This is a genomic window from Tateyamaria sp. (assembly GCF_039940735.1).
Lineage (GTDB): Bacteria > Pseudomonadota > Alphaproteobacteria > Rhodobacterales > Rhodobacteraceae > Tateyamaria.
On record NZ_JBDVGB010000031.1, the window covers coordinates 25841 to 47357 of the forward strand.

General features: G+C 55.9%; 19 protein-coding genes and 1 tRNA gene. 6 read left to right on the plus strand and 14 right to left on the minus strand.

The window, feature by feature from the left end; translation table 11 throughout:
* Nucleotides 1–115: 115 nt before the first annotated feature.
* Nucleotides 116–2533 carry a GcvT family protein gene (locus ABJF76_RS05625; RefSeq protein ID WP_413820380.1) on the minus strand — a complete coding sequence of 806 codons (2418 nt, stop codon included), beginning with the start codon at nucleotides 2531–2533 and terminating at the stop codon, nucleotides 116–118.
* A 299-nt stretch (nucleotides 2534–2832) separates the two neighbouring features.
* Here ABJF76_RS05625 and ABJF76_RS05630 point away from each other — a divergent pair, with 299 nt between their 5' ends.
* Together ABJF76_RS05630 and ABJF76_RS05635 are read left to right on the plus strand one after the other, a co-directional pair.
* Nucleotides 2833–3246 (plus strand): trimethylamine methyltransferase family protein, encoded by a 414-nt coding sequence (locus ABJF76_RS05630; protein WP_413820489.1) that lies wholly within the window; start codon nucleotides 2833–2835, stop codon nucleotides 3244–3246.
* A gap of 126 nt (nucleotides 3247–3372) precedes the next feature.
* A complete protein-coding gene (locus ABJF76_RS05635) occupies nucleotides 3373–3777 on the plus strand; it encodes an ACT domain-containing protein (RefSeq protein ID WP_413820379.1) in 405 nt (134 codons plus the stop codon).
* A 246-nt stretch (nucleotides 3778–4023) separates the two neighbouring features.
* Here ABJF76_RS05635 and ABJF76_RS05640 read toward each other — a convergent pair.
* Nucleotides 4024–4100: transfer RNA gene (locus tag ABJF76_RS05640), tRNA-Met, on the minus strand.
* 56 nt (nucleotides 4101–4156) lie between these two features.
* Entirely contained in the window at nucleotides 4157–5200 is a 1044-nt protein-coding gene (gene hemE, locus ABJF76_RS05645; RefSeq protein WP_413820378.1) for a uroporphyrinogen decarboxylase, read from the minus strand.
* 66 nt (nucleotides 5201–5266) lie between these two features.
* Here hemE and hemC point away from each other — a divergent pair, with 66 nt between their 5' ends.
* The gene (gene hemC / locus ABJF76_RS05650; RefSeq protein ID WP_413820377.1) at nucleotides 5267–6223 is read left to right on the plus strand and encodes a hydroxymethylbilane synthase; all 957 of its coding nucleotides are present in this window, start codon (nucleotides 5267–5269) and stop codon (nucleotides 6221–6223) included.
* A gap of 130 nt (nucleotides 6224–6353) precedes the next feature.
* Complete coding sequence (locus ABJF76_RS05655) at nucleotides 6354–7292, plus strand: fatty acid desaturase family protein (RefSeq protein WP_413820376.1); 939 nt, start codon at nucleotides 6354–6356, stop codon at nucleotides 7290–7292.
* Between the two features lie 67 nt (nucleotides 7293–7359).
* Here ABJF76_RS05655 and hemF read toward each other — a convergent pair whose 3' ends face one another.
* The 5 genes from hemF to ABJF76_RS05680 form a co-directional block, all read right to left on the minus strand.
* On the minus strand, nucleotides 7360–8253 hold the full coding sequence (hemF, locus tag ABJF76_RS05660; protein ID WP_413820375.1) for an oxygen-dependent coproporphyrinogen oxidase: 894 nt from the start codon (nucleotides 8251–8253) through the stop codon (nucleotides 7360–7362).
* Nucleotides 8254–8298: 45 nt separating this feature from the next.
* Nucleotides 8299–9102, minus strand: coding sequence for an SDR family NAD(P)-dependent oxidoreductase (locus tag ABJF76_RS05665; RefSeq protein WP_413820374.1), 804 nt, complete (start codon nucleotides 9100–9102; stop codon nucleotides 8299–8301).
* 3 nt (nucleotides 9103–9105) lie between these two features.
* Entirely contained in the window at nucleotides 9106–10074 is a 969-nt protein-coding gene (locus ABJF76_RS05670; protein WP_413820373.1) for a class I SAM-dependent methyltransferase, read from the minus strand.
* 15 nt (nucleotides 10075–10089) lie between these two features.
* Entirely contained in the window at nucleotides 10090–10413 is a 324-nt protein-coding gene (gene clpS, locus ABJF76_RS05675) for an ATP-dependent Clp protease adapter ClpS (RefSeq protein WP_413820488.1), read from the minus strand.
* Nucleotides 10414–10694: 281 nt separating this feature from the next.
* Nucleotides 10695–11075 carry a hypothetical protein gene (locus ABJF76_RS05680; RefSeq protein ID WP_413820372.1) on the minus strand — a complete coding sequence of 127 codons (381 nt, stop codon included), beginning with the start codon at nucleotides 11073–11075 and terminating at the stop codon, nucleotides 10695–10697.
* Nucleotides 11076–11517: 442 nt separating this feature from the next.
* Between ABJF76_RS05680 and ABJF76_RS05685 the strand changes: the two genes are divergently transcribed.
* Complete coding sequence (locus ABJF76_RS05685) at nucleotides 11518–12894, plus strand: D-alanyl-D-alanine carboxypeptidase family protein (protein WP_413820371.1); 1377 nt, start codon at nucleotides 11518–11520, stop codon at nucleotides 12892–12894.
* 39 nt (nucleotides 12895–12933) lie between these two features.
* Here the strand turns inward: ABJF76_RS05685 and ABJF76_RS05690 are convergent, their stop codons facing one another.
* The 6 genes from ABJF76_RS05690 to ABJF76_RS05715 all read right to left on the minus strand — a co-directional run bounded on the left by ABJF76_RS05690 (nucleotide 12934) and on the right by ABJF76_RS05715 (nucleotide 20566).
* Complete coding sequence (locus ABJF76_RS05690) at nucleotides 12934–13809, minus strand: LysR family transcriptional regulator (protein WP_413820370.1); 876 nt, start codon at nucleotides 13807–13809, stop codon at nucleotides 12934–12936.
* A 302-nt stretch (nucleotides 13810–14111) separates the two neighbouring features.
* The gene (locus ABJF76_RS05695; protein ID WP_413820369.1) at nucleotides 14112–15689 is read right to left on the minus strand and encodes an ABC transporter ATP-binding protein; all 1578 of its coding nucleotides are present in this window, start codon (nucleotides 15687–15689) and stop codon (nucleotides 14112–14114) included.
* A complete protein-coding gene (locus ABJF76_RS05700; protein WP_413820368.1) occupies nucleotides 15689–16858 on the minus strand; it encodes an ABC transporter permease in 1170 nt (389 codons plus the stop codon). Before ABJF76_RS05700 ends, ABJF76_RS05695 begins: the two co-directional genes overlap by 1 nt.
* Nucleotides 16858–17940, minus strand: a complete 1083-nt coding sequence (locus tag ABJF76_RS05705) for a microcin C ABC transporter permease YejB (protein WP_413820367.1) — start codon at nucleotides 17938–17940, stop codon at nucleotides 16858–16860. The genes ABJF76_RS05700 and ABJF76_RS05705 overlap by 1 nt, the downstream gene beginning before the upstream one ends.
* A 4-nt stretch (nucleotides 17941–17944) precedes the next feature.
* Nucleotides 17945–19864, minus strand: coding sequence for an extracellular solute-binding protein (locus ABJF76_RS05710; protein ID WP_413820366.1), 1920 nt, complete (start codon nucleotides 19862–19864; stop codon nucleotides 17945–17947).
* A gap of 189 nt (nucleotides 19865–20053) precedes the next feature.
* Entirely contained in the window at nucleotides 20054–20566 is a 513-nt protein-coding gene (locus tag ABJF76_RS05715; RefSeq protein WP_413820365.1) for a c-type cytochrome, read from the minus strand.
* 141 nt (nucleotides 20567–20707) lie between these two features.
* Here ABJF76_RS05715 and ABJF76_RS05720 point away from each other — a divergent pair.
* A partial coding sequence (locus ABJF76_RS05720) for a prephenate dehydratase (RefSeq protein ID WP_413822538.1) occupies nucleotides 20708–21517 on the plus strand: 810 nt, incomplete at its 3' end.

The following is a 21517-nucleotide window of genomic DNA, read 5'->3' on the forward strand; positions in this document are numbered from 1 at the left end:
CCTAAATAGGTCACACGTTACAAGAGCGACCTGTTTTCCAAAGATATTGTTACGCAACGCCGCTGCGCCTGTCACCTAGCTTTGTAACTTTCACAACACCTTGTCGTACAGAGAATTATCCACGCGGCAGGCTCATTTCCGGATCAAAGGGCGCGGATGGGATCACTTTAGCCGGAACCAGCGCACCGAGCATATCGATATGTAAAGCTGTGCCTTCCGCGGCTTGATCCGGTTGCACAAAGGCATACGCAATGTTCATGCCCACCCTGTGCCCCCAATCGCCTGAACTGACGGTGCCCACAACTTTGCCATCCAGCATCACAGAGGCACCGGGATGGGCAGGTGTCGTCGTCGAATCGACCTGCAAACTGACCAGTTTCACGCTGGGGCCATTGGCCTGGCGTTTCTGCAACGCCGCTTTGCCGATAAAATCGTCTTTGTCCATTTTCACAAAACGATCCAAGCCCGTCTCAAATGGGTCAAATTCGGTCAACAGGTCAGCTTTCCAGTGCAGGAACCCTTTTTCCAACCGCATCGATTCAACCGCCCGCGCCCCAAAGATTTTCAATCCATGTGCCGCGCCTGCCGCACGTAGCGCCAAGTATGCGCCGTAAAGCTGGTTGTTCGGAATGTGGATTTCATAAGCCATTTCGCCCGAGAAGCTGACCGACATCACAACCGCGGGTGCAATGCCAATAAACGCGTGACGCACTGACAACCAAGGGAACGCCGTTTTGGACCAATCGGCGCGACTAACCGCGCTCATAACATCGCGCGATCTGGGGCCCGCCAGCACAAGGATCGTGTAGTCGTTGGTCAACGACCGGATCGAAACGTCAAAGCCATCCGCATGCCGTTTAAGCCAATCCATGTCGTGCCATTCCGCCGCCGCAGCAGACCCGAACCAAACAGGACCGCCCGGAAGATTAGCAACCGTGGCTTCCGCCTTTATGCAACCGTGGTTATTAAGTAGATAACCAAGACCGACCTTACCTTCCTTCTTCGTCACGCGTCCGCAAATCAGGTGATCAAGAAACGCACCCCGGTCCGGTCCGTCGATTTCAACACGGTTAAAACCATTGACTTCGCACAGGCCCACAGCCTTGTGCACAGCGTTTACTTCGCCCGCTACAACGTCAAAGGTTTCATCAAAGTGGAAACCCAGCGTTGGTTGGAAATCGGGTGCGGGTTTGATGTACTCCACCCGTTCCCAACCGTTCACAACGGTGAATTCTGCTCCTTCGGCCGCCATGATCGGCGTCAAAGGTGTCGTCTTGATCGGACGACCTGCAGGGCGGTGTTCGTGGGGGAAACGAAAGCGAAACTCGTTCTGGTAATCCTCAATCGCTTTGAGGGCCGTCAGTTCGACGTTGCCATGGCCCGTGAAACGACGCGGATCGATGACCCAAGTGTCGTATTGCGCCTCACCGTGCACGATCTGTTGCGCCAGCAGCCAGCCATGGCCGCCACCCTCGCCCAGACCGGCACGTAGACCGATAATGCAGAACGCATTGCGCTTGCCAGGGATCGGACCGACCAAAGGCGCTCCGTCGATTGTATAGGTGATCGGGCCGTTCACGATGTTCTTGATGCCAACGTCCATCAACGCGGGCATGCGTTCAAAAGCACCTTCAAGCACGTCTGTTACGCGGTCCAAATCGTCGGGGCAAAGGTCATTTGAGAAATCGGGCGAAATACCGTCCATACCCCAAGTTTTGCAGTCCTGTTCGTAGAAACCAAGCAGCAGACCGTTCTTTTCTTGACGGCAATAATAGTCAGAAATCGGGCAGCGCAGCAGCGGCATGCGGTGGCTTGCCTCGACGATGCCGGGGATTTCATCGGTGACAAAATATTGGTGTTCCATCGAGGCAACGGGGTGATGCACACCCATCATCGCTCCGACTTCGTTCACGCGGTAACCGCAGGCGTTGATGACAACCTCGCAATCGATATCACCCTTGTTGGTGTGGACGGTCCAACTGTCGTCTTTGTGCTGGGTCAGGCCCGTCACGTTGGTTTGGCGATACACCTCCGCGCCCGCTTTGCGTGCACGACGTGCCAATGCCTGACACAAAGACGCCGGATCAATGTCGCCATCATTGCCATCCCAAAGCCCACCCAGCAGATTGTCGGTCGAAATCAGCGGATGGCGGCGCGCGCATTCTTCGGCATCCAGCACTTCGAACTCGACCCCCATGCCGCGTGCCATTGATGCAAAATGGCGGTAACCGTCCATTTGGGCTTCGGTGTTGGCCAGTCGAATGCCGCCATCACCATGGTTGTATTGCACAGGGTAATCCGCATCGTCCCGCAATTCCTGATACAGCTTGATCGAGTGGCTTTTCAAACCCACCATCGTCTGTGTCATGCCAAAATTGGTGACTTGCGCAGCCGAATGCCACGTGGTGCCGCTGGTCAGCTCGTCCCGTTCAACCAGAACCACATCTGTCCACCCCTCTTGGGTCAAGTGATACAAAGTCGAGCATCCAGCGATGCCACCACCGATAACAACAGCGCGCGCTTGGGTTTTCATGTGTTACCTTCAAAAAGTGCATATTTTCCAGAACAATGAAATAACAGGGTGCGCAGTCAATCGCCCAACCACAGCTTCATTGTTCTGAAAATATGCATTTGAAAACCTGAAAACAAATACTGCCCCCTTGTCGGTTACACGACAAAGCCCCCACCTGCCTACATGTCGGAACCCAAGACCAAACGCGTTGGTCGTTTAGTCCGCAAAACCGCACGCGCCGCCCGTCCTCCGATGAACCCCGCGCGCCCAGATCAAGCGGGGAGACAGTACAGCCCCCTGACCGAGCCTGAGATGGCAGTATCTATGACACCTCTCTGCGATTGCTGGCTGTATTGGGCATGGGCAAAATTCCGGACCGCCTACGTGCAAAGTTGGAAGCCGCTGGCGCGACATCCACCTCAACCGGGCGCGTCGCGCTGCACCGCGTGTTGGTCGAAGAGGCCATTGATCACGCCCCCAAAACCTTTCCATTACACGGGCGCGGCCCTGCTCGCACAATCAAAGTCGGCGAAACATCCGTACATTTCGTCACCGGCGGTGCTGCGGTACAGACATTACACGGCGCGATGCGGGCGTATCGCGCCTCGACGCTTACGGACTTGCACGATTTCACTCGGCTTCAGGACACGTTGTTAAATGTCAGCTGGCTCACCCGCAGTTGCATTGCCATCGACTTGGCCGATGAGTCGACGTTAGACGCGCAAACCGCATGAGACCGGGCCAGTGCCAAAGTAGATGCGATTCTTGCAGCACCACCCCCGGAATACATTGCCTCTCAGATAAATGCCGCCCTTCGCAACGCGTTTGACATCCGATCTGTTTGATCCTTTGATCCGCCAATGACTGTCAAAGACACCAAAGCGATGATTGCAGCTATGACACCTCGGCTGACGGACGGCGTGTGGATCTATTGCTGCGAAATGGATACGGCCAAAGCCAAGGCCCGCGTGCACGATGCTTTTGCCATGATCCACGAAGCCGAAGGTATGACGCTGATTCTACCCTATGACGTCGCCGCAGCACATCGGTACGATTGCAGTCTAAGGATGCGCCGGATCACGTTGGACGTCTTTTCCGATTTAGAAGGCGTCGGATTGACTGCCGCCGTGGCGCAGGCGCTTACTGATGCTGCGATCTCGTGCAACGTCGTTGCCGCGTTTCACCATGACCACGTACTTGTGCCGGAAGCAGACTCAGAACGGGCGATCGAGGTCCTGATGATGGCGCAAAAAGCTGCGGAATGACGTGCCCAGCTCTCGTTCGCAGATGTTTGAACAAGCTTGAACTACTATTCTCCGCGTAACGCCAAAGGCGTTGCGCGTAAGTCGAGCCATCAAATAAACGCATCTCGTCAATCAAGAGCATGTGGTGAGAAATGGTGGCGTGGGGGAGACTTGAACTCCCGAACTCAGCGTAACGCCGAAGGCGATGCGCGTAAGTCGGGCCATCAAATAAACGCATCCCGTCAATCAAGAGCATGTGGTGAGAAATGGTGGCGTGGGGGAGACTTGAACTCCCGACCTATCGATTATGAGTCGATCGCTCTAACCAACTGAGCTACCGCGCCACTGGAGGCGTCAACTATGTCAGCCCCTAAGAATCGTCAAGGCCGAAATCGCCCCCTTAGCCCCCGCGCACCGTTTCTATCATCAAGCTGACGTTTTCAGGGTCCGCATCCGGCGTGATTCCATGACCAAGATTAAAGATATGCGGCCCCTTAGAGAACGCTTTGACGATCGCGCGCGCATCATCGACCAAGGCCTGACCGCCCGTCACCATGTGACGAGACGCAAGGTTGCCTTGCACACACCCATCGACCTGCACATGGGTTGCCGCCCAGTCAGCCGAAATCGAGTTATCAAGCGCCACGCAATCCACACCAGTTTGACCATGGAACCCTACATACCCATTCCCTGCCTCGCGCGGAAAACCAATGACCGGAATGCCGGGATGGCGTGCCTTTATGGCCGCTGTGATTTCAGCACAGGGTGCGACAGCGTACTTCTGGAAGGCATCATCACTCAGCGACCCAGCCCAGCTGTCGAACAGTTTAACAGCTTCGGCACCGGCCTCGATCTGGGCAGATAAGTATTCGATGGTCGCCGCCGTGATACGGGCCAAAAGGGCTTCGAACAGGGCAACATTGCCTTGCATCAAGGCATGCGCGGGCCCTTGATCTGGTGTGCCCTGCCCCGCGATCATATAGGTGGCAACTGTCCACGGCGCGCCAGCAAAACCAATCAGCGTGGTCTCATCTGGCAATTCTTGGCGCAAAAGCTTCACCGTCTCGTAAATTGGGTTCAGCGTGTCGTGAATCGCATCGACAGGTTTCAAAGCATCAAAATCCGACTGTGCAGTGATAGTGGACAACCGCGGTCCTTCGCCTGTCACAAACCACAAATCCGCGCCCAACGCCTGTGGCACCAACAAAATGTCAGCAAAAAGAATCGCGGCATCAAAGCCATAACGACGAATGGGTTGCAAAGTGACTTCGGTCGCCAATTCCGGGTTGTAGCACAAAGACAAAAAGTCCCCCGCCTGCGCCCGCGTCGCCTTGTACTCGGGCAAATACCGACCCGCTTGGCGCATCATCCAAATCGGCGGCGTTGGCAACGTCTCGCCCGCCAAAGCTCTCAAAATCGTTTTGCTGTGAAGCCCGTTATTCATTGCGCTCTGCCTTTGACCTGTCGTTTCCAGTTGTGGGGATAAGGTGATACACCTAAAAGATAAACCATGACATTACGACTTCCAAATTCCTCTGCCCCTCTCAAGATCGGCACCCGTGGTTCACCGCTTGCGTTGGCGCAAGCCTATGAAACGCGCACACGTCTGGCCACGGCCTTTGACCTGCCGCTTGAGGCATTTGACATCATCGTGATCAAAGTAACCGGGGACGATCGTTCCATGGTTGCCGCGGATCGCCCTCTCAAGGAAATCGGCAACAAAGGACTGTTCACCCGCGAGATCGAAGAAGACCTTGCCGCGGGCAAAATCGATGTGGCCGTCCATTCCATGAAGGACATGCCGACGGTGCAACCGAATGGGCTGGTCCTTGACACATACCTGCCGCGCGAAGACGTGCGTGATGCTTTCCTCTCGTCCAACTTTTCACAAATCACGGATCTGCCCGAAGGCGCCGTGGTCGGCACGTCCTCCCTGCGCCGTCGTGCACAGTTGTTGAACAAACGTCCCGACCTCAACGTGATCGAATTCCGCGGCAACGTACAAACGCGGCTCAAAAAACTCAGCGATGGTGTGGCGGCAGCAACGTTCCTTGCCTGCGCAGGGCTGAACCGGCTGGAAATGGCAGATGTGCCAGCCGCACCCATCGCTACAGCCGAAATGCTGCCCGCCATCGCCCAAGGTGCGATCGGCATCGAACGCCGTATGGATGACAACAACACAGCAGAAATGCTGTCAGCGATCCACCATACTGAAACCGGACAACGGCTCGCCGCTGAACGGCAATTCTTGTTCACCTTGGACGGGTCTTGCGAAACCCCAATTGCGGGCTTGGCCACACTTAACGGAACCACGCTGACACTCACAGGCGAAGTCCTGCGCCCAGATGGATCAGACGCGTTATCCGACACAGTATCCGGCCCCATAGAAGACGGCCCAGAACTGGGCGCTTCCCTTGCAAAAACGCTCATCAAACGCGCAGGCACCGGCTTCTTCGACTGGCACTGATCCAGACTTCATCTTGCAAAATAAACTCCGGGGGCGGCGCGCAGCGCCGGGGGCAGAGCCCCAATAGAACGTTGCGTCTTGCTTGACGCGCCGCAAACCACCTCACACATTGCGGGGGAAGGGATAGAGCATGGCACCCGGGAAAACGTATTTGGACACAACTGACATTCGCCCACTCGCCGCGCGTTCCGACCTCGCGGGGGTGCTATTGATCCTGCACTGCTGGGGCGTGATCGTGGCTGCCATTACACTATTCGCCCTTTGGCCCAACCTCCTCACAGCACTTCTTGCAATCATTCTAATCGGATCACGCCAACTCGGGCTTGCGATCCTCATGCATGACGCTGCCCACAATGCCCTGTTCAAATCGCGCCGCGCAAACGAATGGGTCGGCACATGGATGTGCGGTTGGCCGATCATGGCCGACCTCGCCGCTTACCGCCATTACCACCTGACACATCACCGGCACACGCAAACGGATAAAGACCCCGACCTAGCACTCAGCCAAGGTTTCCCTACCTCACGGACATCACTCAAACGCAAATTCATCCGCGACCTCACCGGGCAAACGGGCATTAAACAATTGCGTAGCCAAATCGCCATGTTCATCACCCTTGCCGGCGACAAAGACGCGATCGAAGCGGCCAAAGATGACGCAGCACAAGCGTTCAAATCCAACACCATCCACACAGCATTCCCGGTCTTTTTCGGAATCGCGCTCGCAATCAGTCTAATCGGAAATTGGTGGTACGGCATCGCCTTTTGGATCGTGCCCTACCTCACATGGTTCCAGCTTGTGCTCAGGGTCCGCAATATCGCCGAACACGGCGCTACGGAAATGTCACAAGACCCGCTCAGAAACGTGCGTACCACACGCGCCGGGCCAATCGCGAAAACCTTCATCGCGCCCTACTGGGTGAATTACCACCTCGAACACCACATGGTTATGCATGTGCCCTGCTGGCGCTTGCCACAGCTGCACACCATGCTGATTGCACAAGGCCTTGGCGATAAAATGAACGTCGCGCCGAGCTACCGCGCCGCTTTAAGCGAAGCAGGCTGGCGCTAGACAAAAGGGTCGGTGGGTGGGCGCCTTTTTCGGCCCTACAGGGCGGAAAACAGACAGGCCACCGCCGCTACACCCATTTTGCCAAAGGTGGCAAACTCATCAATACCGCATTGGCATCATGGCCGGTTTCTAGGCCAAACTTGGTGCCACGGTCGTAAACAAGGTTGTATTCCGCATACAGCCCTCGGTGCACCAACTGCGCATCCTTGTCAGCTTCATCCCAATCTTGGACACGCCGCTTCTCGACCAATGGTAAATACGCCGGCAAGAACGCGCGGCCAATGTCTTGGGTCAAAGCAAAATCGGCTTCCCAATCACCGGTACAGCGATCATCCATAAAAATGCCACCCACACCGCGGGCACGATGCCGATGTGGGATATAGAAATATTCATCCGCCCACGCCTTCAGCTTCGGATACAGATCCTCACCATGTGGATCCAAATGCACGCGCTGTTGGTCATGAAAATGCGCAGTGTCCTCGGCATATTCGATACACGGGTTCAAATCTGACCCGCCGCCAAACCACCACGCATGCGGTGTCCAAAACATCCGCGTGTTCATGTGAACCGCAGGCGCGTGCGGGTTCTGCATATGCGCGACCAACGAAATGCCCGACGCCCAAAAGCGGGGGTCGTCCTTCATTCCGGGAATGCCTTTGCGTGCGGCCATCGCCATCTGTGCGCGTTCACCCAAAGTGCCATAAACAGTCGAGATATTGACCCCAACCTTTTCAAACACGCGTCCACCGCGCATCACGCTCATTAAACCACCACCCGCATCTGATCCGTCATCTGACGTGCGTTTGGTCTCGCTGACCTCAAATGCGCCGGGCGTGGCGTCGGCCATCGGGCCTGTATCATGATTGGCCTCTAGCCCCTCAAATGCAGACACGATATCGTCGCGCAATGTACGAAACCAAGCAGAGGCGCGGGTTTTCTCAGTGTCAAAATCTTCAGTCATGGGCAATTTCCTGTCGGATTGACGATGTTGTGGGGCAAGCCCAGTTTAGTGAGCCGGGACGTGAACCGGGTCTAGCAAACTGCGACCGCCATCCACAGTCATGACTTCGCCAGTGACAAATCCCGCCCCTTCAGAGGCAAGAAACTGCACCGCATCGACCAACTCAGTCGGGCTAGCGATCCGGTGCAAAGGCGTATGAGCTTCGATATCATCACGCCATTCAGGATTTGAACCAATCGAAGACTGCAATGACGCAGACATCACTGATCCAAAGGCAACCGCGTTCACACGAATCCCCTGAGGCGCCAATGCCAAAGCCATCGAGCGCGTCATTTGTTCCAACCCTGCCGAGGCGATGGAATAGCCCAACAATTCGGGGCGCGTTTGGTGCGCCGCAATCGAGCTTAAATTAACAATAGAGCCCCTGCTTGCATCCTCGCCCGCTTCTTCGTTCTGCTTTGCCATCCGGCGCGCGACTTGTTGGCTTAGGCGCAGCGGAGTCATGACGTTTTGCTGAAACAAATCGTTCACAGATGTATCTTCGGGGTCCAGCGCATCCGTTTCCATAACCTGCCGCGACGCGTTGACCAAAATGTCGATCTGATCAAAAGCGTCGATGGTCGCTGAAATCAAATTGGCAATCGTCAACCGTTGGCGCAGATCGCCAGCGAAATAGCGGATATTGGCGTCATCGGGCATATCGCCCAATTCATCTGCCAAACGCTTTTCGTCCATATCGGCACACATCACATTGGCGCCACGATCGGCAAAGTGGCGCGCGATGGCCAGACCGATTCCGTTGGCCGCGCCTGTCACAATGGCAGTCTTACCGCTGATGGAAAATGACATCGGCTATCCCCGTTTTCGTTTGGGCCGTTCTGCCCGCACCAGTTTGAACCGCGCATCGCCGTCCAGATCAACCACTTTGACAAAAGCGTTTGTCAGCGCCTCTTCATAGGGCAGGTGCCGATTGGCCACCATCCACAACGCCCCATGTGGTTTCAGGATGCGCGCAGCCGCCGCAATGAAAGCCCGCCCCAGTGACGGGTCGGCACTGCGTCCCATATGAAACGGCGGGTTCATTACAACGGCATCTACCAATTCCGGCGGCTTCCAGCCCACAGCATCCGCCCAATGAAACTGCGCGCGCGCGTCCGTGACGTTGTGGCGCGCGCATTGCAGCGCCATGTCGTGCGCTTCGACCAGATGCACGGCCTTAACATCACGCGTCAGGATGTGAGCAGACAAGTACCCCCATCCGGCACCCAGATCAGCAACAGTGCCCACCATTGCGTCTGGCAAAGCCTGCGCTAACATCTCAGATGCCGGATCGACCCCGTCAGCCGAAAACACACCCGGAGCCGTCCAGAAACCACCGGGGTGCATCTGCGGCCCAGCGGCCCAATCGGCGAAATCCGCGCCCCCTTGCGTCCAGTATATCTTGCCATGCGCCTTTGAGATCGGCGCACTAACGTCCGTGCGCGCCCGCAACGCCTTCAGCATGGAATCTGCGCCATCGGTCTTTTGACCATCCACGATGATCAGCCCATCCGTCTGCGCCATGGCAGCGGCGACAAGTGCGTGCGCCTCAGCCCGGGCGCGTGTCAAACACAGAACGCTGGCGGAAAATCGTATGTCTTTGGGAACTTCTGCCGCAACTTTATAGCCACGCGCCTCAAAACCAGCACAGACCGTGGCCATGGGTGACACAACAAAAACGCGGTCCTTTGGTAAGGCGGAAAAATCCGCATCAAGTGCCGGGTGCAATACGGCAACAAGGCCGTCGTCCTCAAGCGCGACCGCTTGAAGCGCAAGGGGCAAACGCGCGCCTAACACTTATTCTTCTTTTTCCATGGTGCACTGCAACGGGTGCTGATGACGGCGGGCAAAGTCCATCACTTGTGCCACCTTTGTCTCGGCGATTTCGTGACTAAAGACCCCCACAACAGCAAGACCTTTTTTGTGCACGACCAACATGATTTCGAATGCCTGCGCATTATTAAGGCCAAAGAACCGTTCAAGCACGTGCACCACAAATTCCATCGGGGTGTAGTCGTCATTCAGCAGCATCACCTTATACAGCGGCGGGCGCTTGGTTTTGGGTTTGACGTCAGTGATGACGGATGTGTCGTTATCATCATCCTGCCCTTCGGCCATCATCTGCACGTATGGATGCATCTGCGTCGTCATCAAACCTAAGAATCCTGTAGTGGGTTGCTTGGGCCTGTATATAGCGTGACGTGGCCGTTAGAAAAGAGGCCCATTGGGTTATGTCCGATACAATTCAACACAGATGCGCGCACGCAAAACCCGTTTAGGCGCATGCGTCGCAGATGCCTTGGCACGCGCGTACTCTAAATCCGAGCGTATCCCTATAGGCACACCACCAAGACGGGCGCGCGGCGCGCGCGTCCAGGCGGCGTGGTTTTGGGCTTGATCCCCTAAGTCTTGATACTGTTTGCGATTTCGCGACCATAGGTTTTCCCCATAGCCCACTTGAGCAATACATTGCTTTGCAGCCGCTTGAGCACTTCTGCTTCCTTTGCCGGCGCTCCTTTAGCAGTGACCAGCATCTTGACCACGCTGCTAAAACTTTGCGGTGTCACGCTGGGCATCGGCTTATCCCCGATTATACGAAAGAAATCGTCTTTTTGAAGAAAATCGCCAACAGCCCGGTAAACGACTTTTTCCGCTTTGGGCGTCCACTTTTTTGCAAGTGCAGCGGGGCTGTCTATGCCGCTGTAGTTCTTGATGCTAGAATCGTTTTTTACGAGCTCGTAGGCGAAATTTGCGATGAACGTTTTGGTTAGTTTGGCAGCCATATTAGGATCCTCATAAATAATAGCGTTTAAAGTTCCGACACCGTTATCGCGGGTCTCAAATTGCCCACTCGGCGTTCGAATCATTCGTCGAAAAAAGTGCTTAGAGGTTAGAAGACGGTTTTTACTTTGGGAAGTTATTTAATTTTCCCTGTCGCATTACGACACAAGTGGCGGGACCTCGCCGCCACATTTCAGCCACAATCGCTTCTGTTGCGGTGTCATCTGCCACGTCCCCCAGATGTAGCAATCTGATCTGTCAGAAAAACCAAAACGTGATCGGCATCAACACTTTATCGAAAATCGAACCTGTGTTAGCTTGATCTCAAAAATAAAGGTCAGTCGAATAATCGGCGGCCATGAGGCAGACATAGGCAGGTTCATCGTGAAGGTTCGGCGCACACAGCCGGCCCGGTCAGGGCTATTTGTATTTTTGGCAGTCTGGATGTTGGTGATTTCACCCATATCCGCTTGGGCGGCCCCTTATGCGGCATTCGTTATGGATGCACGCACCGGAGAGGTGCTGCATTCACGCAACGCCGACACCCGATTGCATCCCGCATCGCTAACAAAGATGATGACGCTTTATGTCGTCTTTCAAGCGGTCGAGCGTGGCGAGATAACGATGGATACGGTCATCACCATCTCGGGCAACGCTTCTGCTGAACCCCCGTCGAAATTGGGCCTTCGCAAAGGTCAAAAGATCAAACTGCGCTATCTGGTGCGCGCCGCCGCTGTGAAATCAGCCAATGATGCGGCCACAGCTTTGGGCGAAGCAATCTCGGGATCTGAAGCGGCCTTTGCACGGCGTATGACACGCACGGCGGCCTCGCTTGGGATGACACGGACGACTTTCAAAAACGCGCACGGGCTAACCCAAACGGGTCACATGTCGACCGCCCGCGACATGTCGATCATGGGGCGCCACATGATCTATGACTATCCGCAGTATTATAATCTGTTTTCGCGCAGAACCACCGATGCCGGCGTTCGCGAAGTGGCAAACACCAATCGCCGCTTTTTGGGCGCATATAAAGGCGCGGACGGGATCAAGACAGGTTTTACCAATGCCGCAGGCTTTAACCTCGTGTCTTCGGCCGAACGTGGCAATGAACGCATCATCGCCACCGTCTTTGGCGGCACATCAACGGCAAACCGTAACGCGCGCATCGCTGAGCTGCTTGATATGGGCTTTCGCCGTGCACCCAGTCACGCACCTTTGCGCAAACCCGGCAAACCCGGATACGTGCCTGCAGATGAACCGATCATCGTGGCTGGCAACAACGACGCGCCTAAAGGGGCTGGTAAGGTCATCCGCCTAACCGGAGCCGTCAAAACATCGTTCCGCCCCAAAATGCGGCCCGGCGCAGCTGCGCCTGTGCTGGTGGCCAACGCGGCCGCCTCAGTACTGCCCGACGACATTCAAAACGCATTGCAAGCTGCGCAGGTCACAGCCGGGGTGGCCACTACCGCCACGCCTGATGCCGCAGTCCAACGCCCACCAACTGCGCGGTCAAACGATGTTGTTCTGGCCAGCGTGAAAGCACCTGTTGCCCCCGAAGTCGTCACGCGTGTCTCGACATCTGGTGGACGACACTGGGGTGTGAACATCGGGCGCTATGGCAGTCGTTACAAGGCGGAAAAAGTGTTGCTACAAACCGCACTGGCCGAGATGACGACGTTAGACGGGTCGTTGCGCAAAGTTGTGCGCCGCCCCACCGGGTTTGACGCGAACTTTATGGGTATGACGCGCGACAGCGCCGATCTTGCCTGTCGACGCCTGCAAGCACGCAATGTGACGTGCTTTATGATCGGACCCTAAATCCAAAACCGTAAGGTGCACATATGTGCACCTTACCCGCTATGATTTTGCAGCCTTCCTAATCCAACGCAGAAAAGCCTTCAGCGGCGGGCGCTGCACCCCCGGACGCGTGACGAGGTGATATCCCGTCCCGGGCGAGGTATCCTCGTGCAACACACATAACCGTCCCGCGCGAATATCCGCCTCTAGAAACAGGCGGACGGTGACAGCTATCCCTTGCCCATCCCGGGCACCATCCAACAGCAGATTGCCCGGCGCTTGCATCAGGCTGCCACGCATCCCGCGCGCAACGCCGCGTGCGTCCAACCAATTGGTACTTTCAGAGGTCCCTGCTTCCTCAAGCCACGGCAACACGCTTAACGCCGCTGCATCCGACACATCCCGACCTTCAATCAACGAAGGGGCCGCGACCACAACCATCGACGATTCCAGCAGCAATTCGCTCTCAACCCCGGCCCAATCCCCTTTGCCATAGCGGATCGATAAATCGACCCCACCGGGGGCAAGGGCGACCTTTTCGGGTGTGGGGTCTAGCGTTATCGATATTCCGGGATGCGCGGCGCGGAATTCCGGCAGGCGCGGCATCAACCACGCAGCAGCAAAGCTTGGCGTGGGCGAAATATGAAGCGGGCGGTTCGCTTCTGCACCAGTGATCAACGCCACGGCGCGGGCGATGCTTGCAAACCCCTCGGCACAGCCCTGAGCGAGGATTTCGCCTTCGCCGTTCAACTTCAGCGCCCGCCCCGATCGATCCAACAGCGCCACCCCCAAGTGGGTTTCCAAACTGCGCAATTGCTGGCTGACAGCAGCGTGGCTGACGGACAGCGCAGCACCCGCAGCAACAACACTGCCGGTTTCCACATAGGCTGCAAAAGCGCGCAATGCGGCGAGTGGGGGAAGGTCTCTCCAATCCATATGTTACCTAAACTTACATAAATGCATTTCCTTTGACTCGCACGAAATCACCAATTGATCAATATTCAATGGCGTAGATAGGTTAAATCAAGAGGTTCACGATGCTAAACATTTATGCTCATACTTTCATGATGGCGACTCGAAACACCCCAAAGGGCACACATGTCATCGACATGACAAAACGCAAACGTTGGCAACTTAAGCGCAGCCGTTGCATTGATCTGACCGAATTGTAATGCAGCCTTCAAAGTTGCCCGCCAGAGCGGACGCGATCAAATGGGTGGCGTCCGTCGCGCGCGGTCTTAGTGCGTGGCTTGCAACAACAACCGGGTGTATTCCGTTTGAGGACGTTCAAACAGATCGTCTGTTGTGCCTTGTTCGACGACATCGCCTTGCTTCATCACCAGCACTTTGTGCGACATCGCACGCACCACTTTCAGGTCGTGGCTGATGAACAGAAAGGCCAGCCCGTACTTCTGTTGCAACCCGCGCAACAAGTCGACGATCTGCACCTGCACCGTCATATCAAGCGCCGAGGTCGGTTCGTCCAGAACCACCAATTTAGGGCGCAGCACCATGGCGCGTGCAATCGCAATACGCTGACGTTGGCCGCCAGAAAATTCGTGCGGATAGCGATCCATCGTCAACGGATCTAGGCCCACTTCGGCCATGACCTCGGCGACCACTTCGCGTTCGGGGCGATCACCGTCGATGCCGTGGATGCTTAGGCCTTCGGCAATGATCTGCGCTGCCGTCATGCGCGGCGAAAGCGAGCCAAAGGGGTCCTGAAACACGATTTGCATGTCTTTGCGCAGACGGCGCAATTCGCGCACCGACCAGCTGCGAATGTCTTGCCCCATATAGACGATGCCGCCCTCGGACGGGATCAAACGCATGATCGCCAGCGCCAGTGTCGTCTTGCCGGAGCCAGATTCGCCCACAATCCCCACGGTTTCACCCGCATGCACTTGCAAGGTCGCGTCGTTGACAGCCTTCACATGCCCCACCGTGCGCCGCAGCAAACCCGCTGTGATTGGAAACCAAACCTTAAGGTTCTGCGTCTCTGCGATCAGAGGCGCGTCTTTGGGCACCGGGGCGGGTTGGCCCGTGGCTTCGGCGCTTAGCAGCTTTTGCGTGTAGGGATGTTGCGGGTTATCGAAGATTTCGGCCGTCGGACCAGTTTCAACAATCTCGCCATTTTGCATAACGCAGACACGGTCGGCAATGCGCCGCACGATACCAAGGTCATGCGTGATAAACAGCAGCCCCATGCCTTCGGCCTGTTTTAGGTCTAGCAGCAAATCAAGGATTTGCGCCTGAATGGTCACATCCAGTGCAGTGGTCGGTTCGTCCGCTATCAGAATGTCGGGTTTATTCGCCAACGCCATCGCGATCATAACACGCTGCCGTTGCCCGCCTGACAGTTGGTGCGGGTAAGCGCCCAAACGGCTTTCTGCGTCGCGAATACCGACCTTGTCCATCAACTCAAGGATACGACCACGCGCGTCCTCGCCAATGATCCCTTGGTGCAATGCGAGGCTTTCGCCCAATTGCTTTTCAATCGTGTGCAACGGGTTAAGCGAAGTCATTGGTTCTTGAAAGATAAACGAAATGTCGTTGCCGCGCACTTTGCGCAGAAGCTTGTCATCCGCTCCGATCATCTCTTGGCCGTCATAAGTGACCGACCCCGCAACTTCGGCGCTATCGCCCAACAGGGACACGGTCGACAGCGCGGACACAGATTTACCCGACCCGGATTCACCGACCAAGGCCACCGTTTCGCCGCGTTCGACGTGGAATGACACGCCTTTGACCGCTTGGCTTAGCTGTCCATCCTGACGGAAACCGACAGTCAGGTCTTTCACTTCTAGCAGGGCCATTAGGAAAACGTCTTTCTAGGATCGAAGGCATCGCGAATGCCCTCAAAGATAAAGATCAGCAGGCTTAGCATCACCGCAAATACCGTAAACGCGGTAAAGGCGATCCATGGCGCTTGCAGGTTCTGCTTGGCCTGAAGTGTGAGTTCACCCAAGGACGGGGCCGAAGACGGCAGGCCAAAGCCAAGGAAATCAAGCACCGCAAGCGACGAAATCGTGCCCGTGATGATGAACGGCAGCATCGTCAATGTCGCCACCATCGCATTGGGCAGCATGTGACGGAACATAATGGTCAGGTTCCCGACCCCAAGTGCGCGGGCGGCGCGCACATATTCAAGGTTGCGGGCGCGCAGGAACTCAGCGCGCACGACGCCCACAAGGCCGGTCCAACCGAATAAGATCAGTAAGAACACAAGCAGCCAGAAACTACGCCCTAAAATCGCAAACATGATGATGATGACATAAAGGCTGGGCGTCGAAGACCAGATTTCAATGACACGCTGGAAAATCAGGTCGGTACGCCCGCCAAAATAGCCCTGTACGGCACCCGCAACAATCCCGATGACAGCAGAGGCCCCCGTCACGATCAACGTGAACAACACAGACAAGCGGAAGCCATGGATGACGCGCGCAAGCACATCGCGTTTGGTGCCATCTGTACCCAGCAGGTTTTCGCCATTAGGCGGCAACGGGGCGGCGCCGGGTCGATCAACCGCGGTGTCAAAGGAATAGGGAATAAGCGGCCAGATGGTCCAGCCTTTGGTGATTTTCTCGCCATCGACAATGCCGTCTTCGGCGTCCACGATCACGCCTTCGGGGTCATCAAAACAGGATTCGAGCCCACCGGACACGATCAGGCATTGCACCTCGGGATCGCGATAGGCCGCCTCGGTCCGGAAGTCGCCGCCAAAGTCGGTTTCGGCATAAAAGCTCCAGATCGGAGTGTAAAATTCACTTTGATAGCGCACGAGGATCGGCTTGTCGTAGGCAATAAACTCCGCAAAAAGCGATAACCCAAACAGGATCCCAAAAATCCACATTGACCAAAACGCGCGACCGTTTTTTCTGAAGGTTCGCCAGCGGCGTTGGTTCAACGGCGATAGGGAAAAGAACGCGCGTTTCGCATTGGGAACAACCACGGCAATGCTGGGGTCAGTGTCTTGCGTCGTCATCAGCCTTCCCTCCGCTCGAAATCAATGCGCGGGTCGACCAGCACGTACATCAAATCTGAAATGATGCCGACCACCAGCCCCATCAAGCCAAAGATGTAAAGCGTGCCAAATACAATTGGGTAATCCCGCGCCACCGCAGCTTCAAAGCCAAGGCGCCCCAAACCGTCGAGAGAAAAAATCGTCTCAATGATCAGCGATCCGCCAAAGAAGACGCTGATGAACACAGCCGGGAAACCGGCGATCACGATCAGCATCGCGTTCCGAAAGACGTGACCATAAAGAACGCTGCGTTCGGACAGGCCCTTGGCCCGAGCGGTCATAACGTAAAGCTTTTTGATTTCATCCAAAAAGCTATTCTTGGTCAACAGGGTCAACGTGGCAAAGGCCCCGATGGTCCCGGCCAGAACCGGCAGCGTGATGTGCCACAAATAATCGCCCACTTTGCCGAGCGCGCTGAGTTCGTCAAAATTGTCAGAGGTCAGACCGCGTAGCGGGAAAATTTGCCAATAACTGCCGCCTGCAAACAGCACCAGCAGCAGAATAGCAAAAAGGAATCCAGGGATCGCATATGCGGCAATGATTGCGCCGGACGTCCATGTGTCAAACGGCGTGCCGTCCCTGACCGCCTTGCGGATGCCCAGCGGGATCGACACCGCATAAGCGATGATCGTCGACCAAAGCCCCAGCGTGATCGACACCGGCAGCTTTTCGATCACCAGATCAATCACCCCGATAGATCGGAAATAACTTTCGCCGAAATCAAAGCGGGCATAGTTCCACACCATGTTCAAAAACCGCTGAACCGGAGGCTTATCAAAGCCGAATTCCTTTTCGAGTTCGGCGATGAATTCCGGTGGTAAACCGCGCGAACCGGCATAACCTTCGGTTGCCCCTTGTGCCTCTTGCTCGCCGTCGCCGCCACCGGCAAAGCCGCCAAACACGTCTCCGCCGCCCTGAGCGCGGGCAATGGCTTGTTCCACCGGACCACCGGGCACAAATTGCGTCAAAGTGAAGTTGACCAAAAGGATGCCAAGCAGAGTCGGAATGACCAGCAGCAACCTTCGCAGGATATAGGGGCCCATTATTCTACCTTAGTGCGCCGGACGCTTTGAGTTCATCAGCCCTTGCTTGATCCCACCACCAGATCGACTCAACACCCAGTGACAAAGGCGGAGGGTTCTCTGAGTAGGGGCGCCCAAACACGTCCCGATACGAAATGTTATGCGAGCCTTTGTACCATTGCGGCACCCAAATGTGCAATGAACGCAACGCCCGATCCAAAGCTTTGACCGCGACATCCAGTTCTTCGCGCGACGTCGCATTCGAGATGGTGCGGATCAGCGAATCCACGCCTTCGTTGCTTAGGCCCGCCATGTTCGACGCCCCCGGCACATTCGCTGACTGAGAGCCAAAGATCTGCTCCAACTCGTTGCCGGGTGTCTGGCTCATGGAAAAGCGTTGTGTGACCACGTCAAAGTCAAAGTTCTTTTCTCGTTCTTGCGCCTCGGCCGGGTCAACACGGTTCATTTTAGCGTCAATGCCAAGCCGTTCCAGATTGGCCACGAACGGGGAAATCACCCGATCAAAGGTCGGCGAGTCGTTCAAGAACTCGAGCGTGAATTTTTCGCCGTCTTTGTAACGGAAACCATCATCGCCAACGATCCAGCCCGCGTTTTCAAGCAGACCGCTTGCGCGGCGCAACGCGCGGCGGTCACCAAGGTTGGTGGCGTCCGACTCGCGCGGTGAAAAGGCGGATTCCGTCAACAAAGTGTCTGGGAAATGCTGGCTGAGGGGTTCTAACAGGGCCAATTCTGCCTCGCTTGGCAAATCACCGGCTTGAAGGGTTGCCGAGTTTTCCCAGAAACTATCGGTACGCTCATATAGCCCGTAAAACAGCGAGTCGTTGGACCATTCAAAGTTGAAGGCCATCCCGATCGCCTCGCGCACATCGGGGTCAGAGAACTTTTCAAGGCGCAGGTTAAACCAGAACCCTTGCGTACCCGCAGGCCGCCCATCGGGCAGCGTTTCCACCGCGACATGGCCATCATCGATGGCCGGGAAATTATATCCTGTCGCCCAAACGCTCGACGAAAACTCTTCGCGGTACAAATACGCCCCGCCTTTGAAAGCTTCAAAAGCGACGGTGTAATCCGAGTAATATTCAAACGTCAGTTCGTCAAAGTTGTTCTGACCAACGTTCACGGGCAGGTCTTTGCCCCAATAATCATCGCGACGCAGGTAGGTCACGCTGCGCCCCGAATCGATGTCGCCAAGCACATATGGCCCCGAACCAATTGGCGCTTCCAACGAACTTTCGCCAAAGTCACGCCCATCGTAGTACGCTTTGGAAAAAACGGGGATGCCGCCAGCCGTCAGGATCAATTCGCGCAGGGGCCCTTCTGGGTTGAAGGTGAATTTCACCCGACCTGCATCAAGGGCCTCGACGTTCTTAAAATCACGGAAAGTGTTTTTAAAAGATGGGCGGCCTTCGCTGACAAGTATGTCGTATGAAAACACAACGTCTTCGGCCGTGACGGGTGTGCCGTCGCTGAACTTTGCCTCGGGTCGCAAAGTATAAATCACCCATTCGCGGTTTTCAGGGTATTCGATGCTTTGCGCCAACAGCCCGTATTGCGCATCCGGTTCTTCCAGATTGCCCGTCATCAGCGTGTCAAAAAAGACCGTCGCGCCAGCAGCCGCATTCCCTTTCAAGATATAGGGCGTCACGCTGTCAAAGGTGCCAAAGGCCCACGTGCTGAATTCGCCACCCTTGGGTGCGTCTGGGTTCACGTAATCCCAATGGGTAAAATCAGCGTCATATTTCAGGTCACCAAATGTCGAAACACCGTGGGCGGTTATGGTTTCCCCGCCTTCGGCACGCGCCATTGAGGACAGCGCCATTGTGATGATCAGACCCAAAACTCCCAAAGCGCTCCAGATTGCGTATCGGTCGCGCGCTGCTTTGACGCGTGCCTGTGCTTGATCGCGGGTTTGGGTCTTGCGCATGGGTGATCCTCCGTCGGGGTGGGCAGAGCCGGTTTGTATCTGAAATATAAGCTAAAAGGCTGTCGCGCCAATATGCAACTTGAGAATTGGAAAAGTCGTGCGCGTCTTCGTGTGCTGATCGTAACATTTGGCACAAAAAAAGCCGCTTGCACGGAGCAAACGGCTTTTCGGCGTTCAGTGTTTTTTCGATTAGTTGTCGAGGCTGTCGAGATAAGCGATGACGTTTGCCCGATCTTCGATCTTGGGAAGGCCGTTAAAGCTCATTGACGTGCCGGGTGCGTATCCTTTTGGATTTTCCAAGAAGGCGTTCAGGGACTCAGGGGTCCATGCTTCAACCACCTGACTAAGAGCACCGGAATAAGAACCGAACCCATCAGCAGAATCTGTTGCACGCCCAACGACGCCGTAAAGGTAAGGTCCGACAGCGTTGTCGCCCTCGGACGCTTTGTGGCATGAGCTGCACTTGCGGAACACTTTGGCACCTTCGCCGACGTCCGCAGACGCCAGAACCGTTTCAAACGGAACTTCGTCCACTTCTTCGGCAACTTCTTCTTCGCCGGTGTCGATCACATAGGCCTGCTCGCCGCCGCCATGGCCACCAGGGTGGTAGAGTGTTTCCGCAGCCCATTTGCCGAGCAACAGAATAAGAAGGGCGGCGCACAGGCTGCCCACAATTTTGGTAAGGGTCATCGTGTCGAACATTTGGATTCGGTACCTCGTGCCGCAAAGTGTCGTATCGGCGCGTATCTACGGCTTCCCCTTAGCTCTGGCAAGGTATAGAAACCGCGACCAATCGCCCTGCCCCGCACAACCCGGGTGTTGGGCCGTCAAAAGGACAACGAAATGTCAGAACGGATCGCGTTTCAGGGCGAATTGGGCGCCTACAGCCACGAGGCTTGCGTCAAGGCCCGTCCTGATGCTGTGCCTGTCCCTTGTACCTCTTTTGAGGATGCGCTTTCTGCCGTCCGCGCAGGCCGCGCCGACAAGGCAATGCTGCCGGTTGAAAACACCACATACGGCCGCGTCGCCGACATGCATCGGCTGCTACCCGACAGCGGCATGCACATCGTCGAAGAAGCATTTGTACGCGTGCGCATCGCGTTGATGGCCGTCGCAGGCCAAACATTAGCCGACATCAAGCACATCCGCGCCCACCCGGTGCTCATTCCGCAAGCCCGTGCGTTTCTGGACGCCAACGGCATCACTGCCGAAGCTGCCGTTGACAGTGCAGGTGCCGCAGCAGCGATCGCCAAAGCCGGTGAAATGGGTGTCGGCGCGCTGGCCTCTTCTGTGGCTGCGGACATTCACGGGCTGCACGTCCTTGCCCAAGACATCGAAGATCAAGGTCACAACACAACGCGTTTTTTATTGATGTCACCGCAGGCCGACACCACGCGACGCGGCGAAACCATGATCACAACCTTCGTTTTCGAAGTGCGCAACATTCCCGCCGCCCTGTACAAGGCGATGGGGGGATTCGCGACCAATGGCGTGAATATGACCAAACTGGAAAGCTACATGGTAGGCGGCGTTTTCACCGCCACGCAGTTTTACGCTGACGTCGAAGGGCACCCAGACGACCCAGCCCTTGCGCGCGCATTGGACGAGTTAAAGTTTTTTACCAATCGTTTGGATATTCTGGGAGTATACCCG

Bases quoted from the DNA above. Each gene is read 5' to 3' on its own strand.
- ABJF76_RS05625 (WP_413820380.1), bottom strand. From the start codon at position 2,533: ATGAAAACCCAAGCGCGCGCTGTTGTTATCGGTGGTGGCATCGCTGGA.
- ABJF76_RS05635 (WP_413820379.1), top strand. From the start codon at position 3,373: ATGACTGTCAAAGACACCAAAGCGATGATTGCAGCTATGACACCTCGG.
- hemE (WP_413820378.1), bottom strand. From the start codon at position 5,200: ATGAATAACGGGCTTCACAGCAAAACGATTTTGAGAGCTTTGGCGGGC.
- hemC (WP_413820377.1), top strand. From the start codon at position 5,267: ATGACATTACGACTTCCAAATTCCTCTGCCCCTCTCAAGATCGGCACC.
- ABJF76_RS05655 (WP_413820376.1), top strand. From the start codon at position 6,354: ATGGCACCCGGGAAAACGTATTTGGACACAACTGACATTCGCCCACTC.
- hemF (WP_413820375.1), bottom strand. From the start codon at position 8,253: ATGACTGAAGATTTTGACACTGAGAAAACCCGCGCCTCTGCTTGGTTT.
- ABJF76_RS05665 (WP_413820374.1), bottom strand. From the start codon at position 9,102: ATGTCATTTTCCATCAGCGGTAAGACTGCCATTGTGACAGGCGCGGCC.
- clpS (WP_413820488.1), bottom strand. From the start codon at position 10,413: ATGATGGCCGAAGGGCAGGATGATGATAACGACACATCCGTCATCACT.
- ABJF76_RS05680 (WP_413820372.1), bottom strand. From the start codon at position 11,075: ATGGCTGCCAAACTAACCAAAACGTTCATCGCAAATTTCGCCTACGAG.
- ABJF76_RS05685 (WP_413820371.1), top strand. From the start codon at position 11,518: ATGTTGGTGATTTCACCCATATCCGCTTGGGCGGCCCCTTATGCGGCA.
- ABJF76_RS05690 (WP_413820370.1), bottom strand. From the start codon at position 13,809: ATGGATTGGAGAGACCTTCCCCCACTCGCCGCATTGCGCGCTTTTGCA.
- ABJF76_RS05695 (WP_413820369.1), bottom strand. From the start codon at position 15,689: ATGGCCCTGCTAGAAGTGAAAGACCTGACTGTCGGTTTCCGTCAGGAT.
- ABJF76_RS05700 (WP_413820368.1), bottom strand. From the start codon at position 16,858: ATGACGACGCAAGACACTGACCCCAGCATTGCCGTGGTTGTTCCCAAT.
- ABJF76_RS05705 (WP_413820367.1), bottom strand. From the start codon at position 17,940: ATGGGCCCCTATATCCTGCGAAGGTTGCTGCTGGTCATTCCGACTCTG.
- ABJF76_RS05710 (WP_413820366.1), bottom strand. From the start codon at position 19,864: ATGCGCAAGACCCAAACCCGCGATCAAGCACAGGCACGCGTCAAAGCA.
- ABJF76_RS05715 (WP_413820365.1), bottom strand. From the start codon at position 20,566: ATGTTCGACACGATGACCCTTACCAAAATTGTGGGCAGCCTGTGCGCC.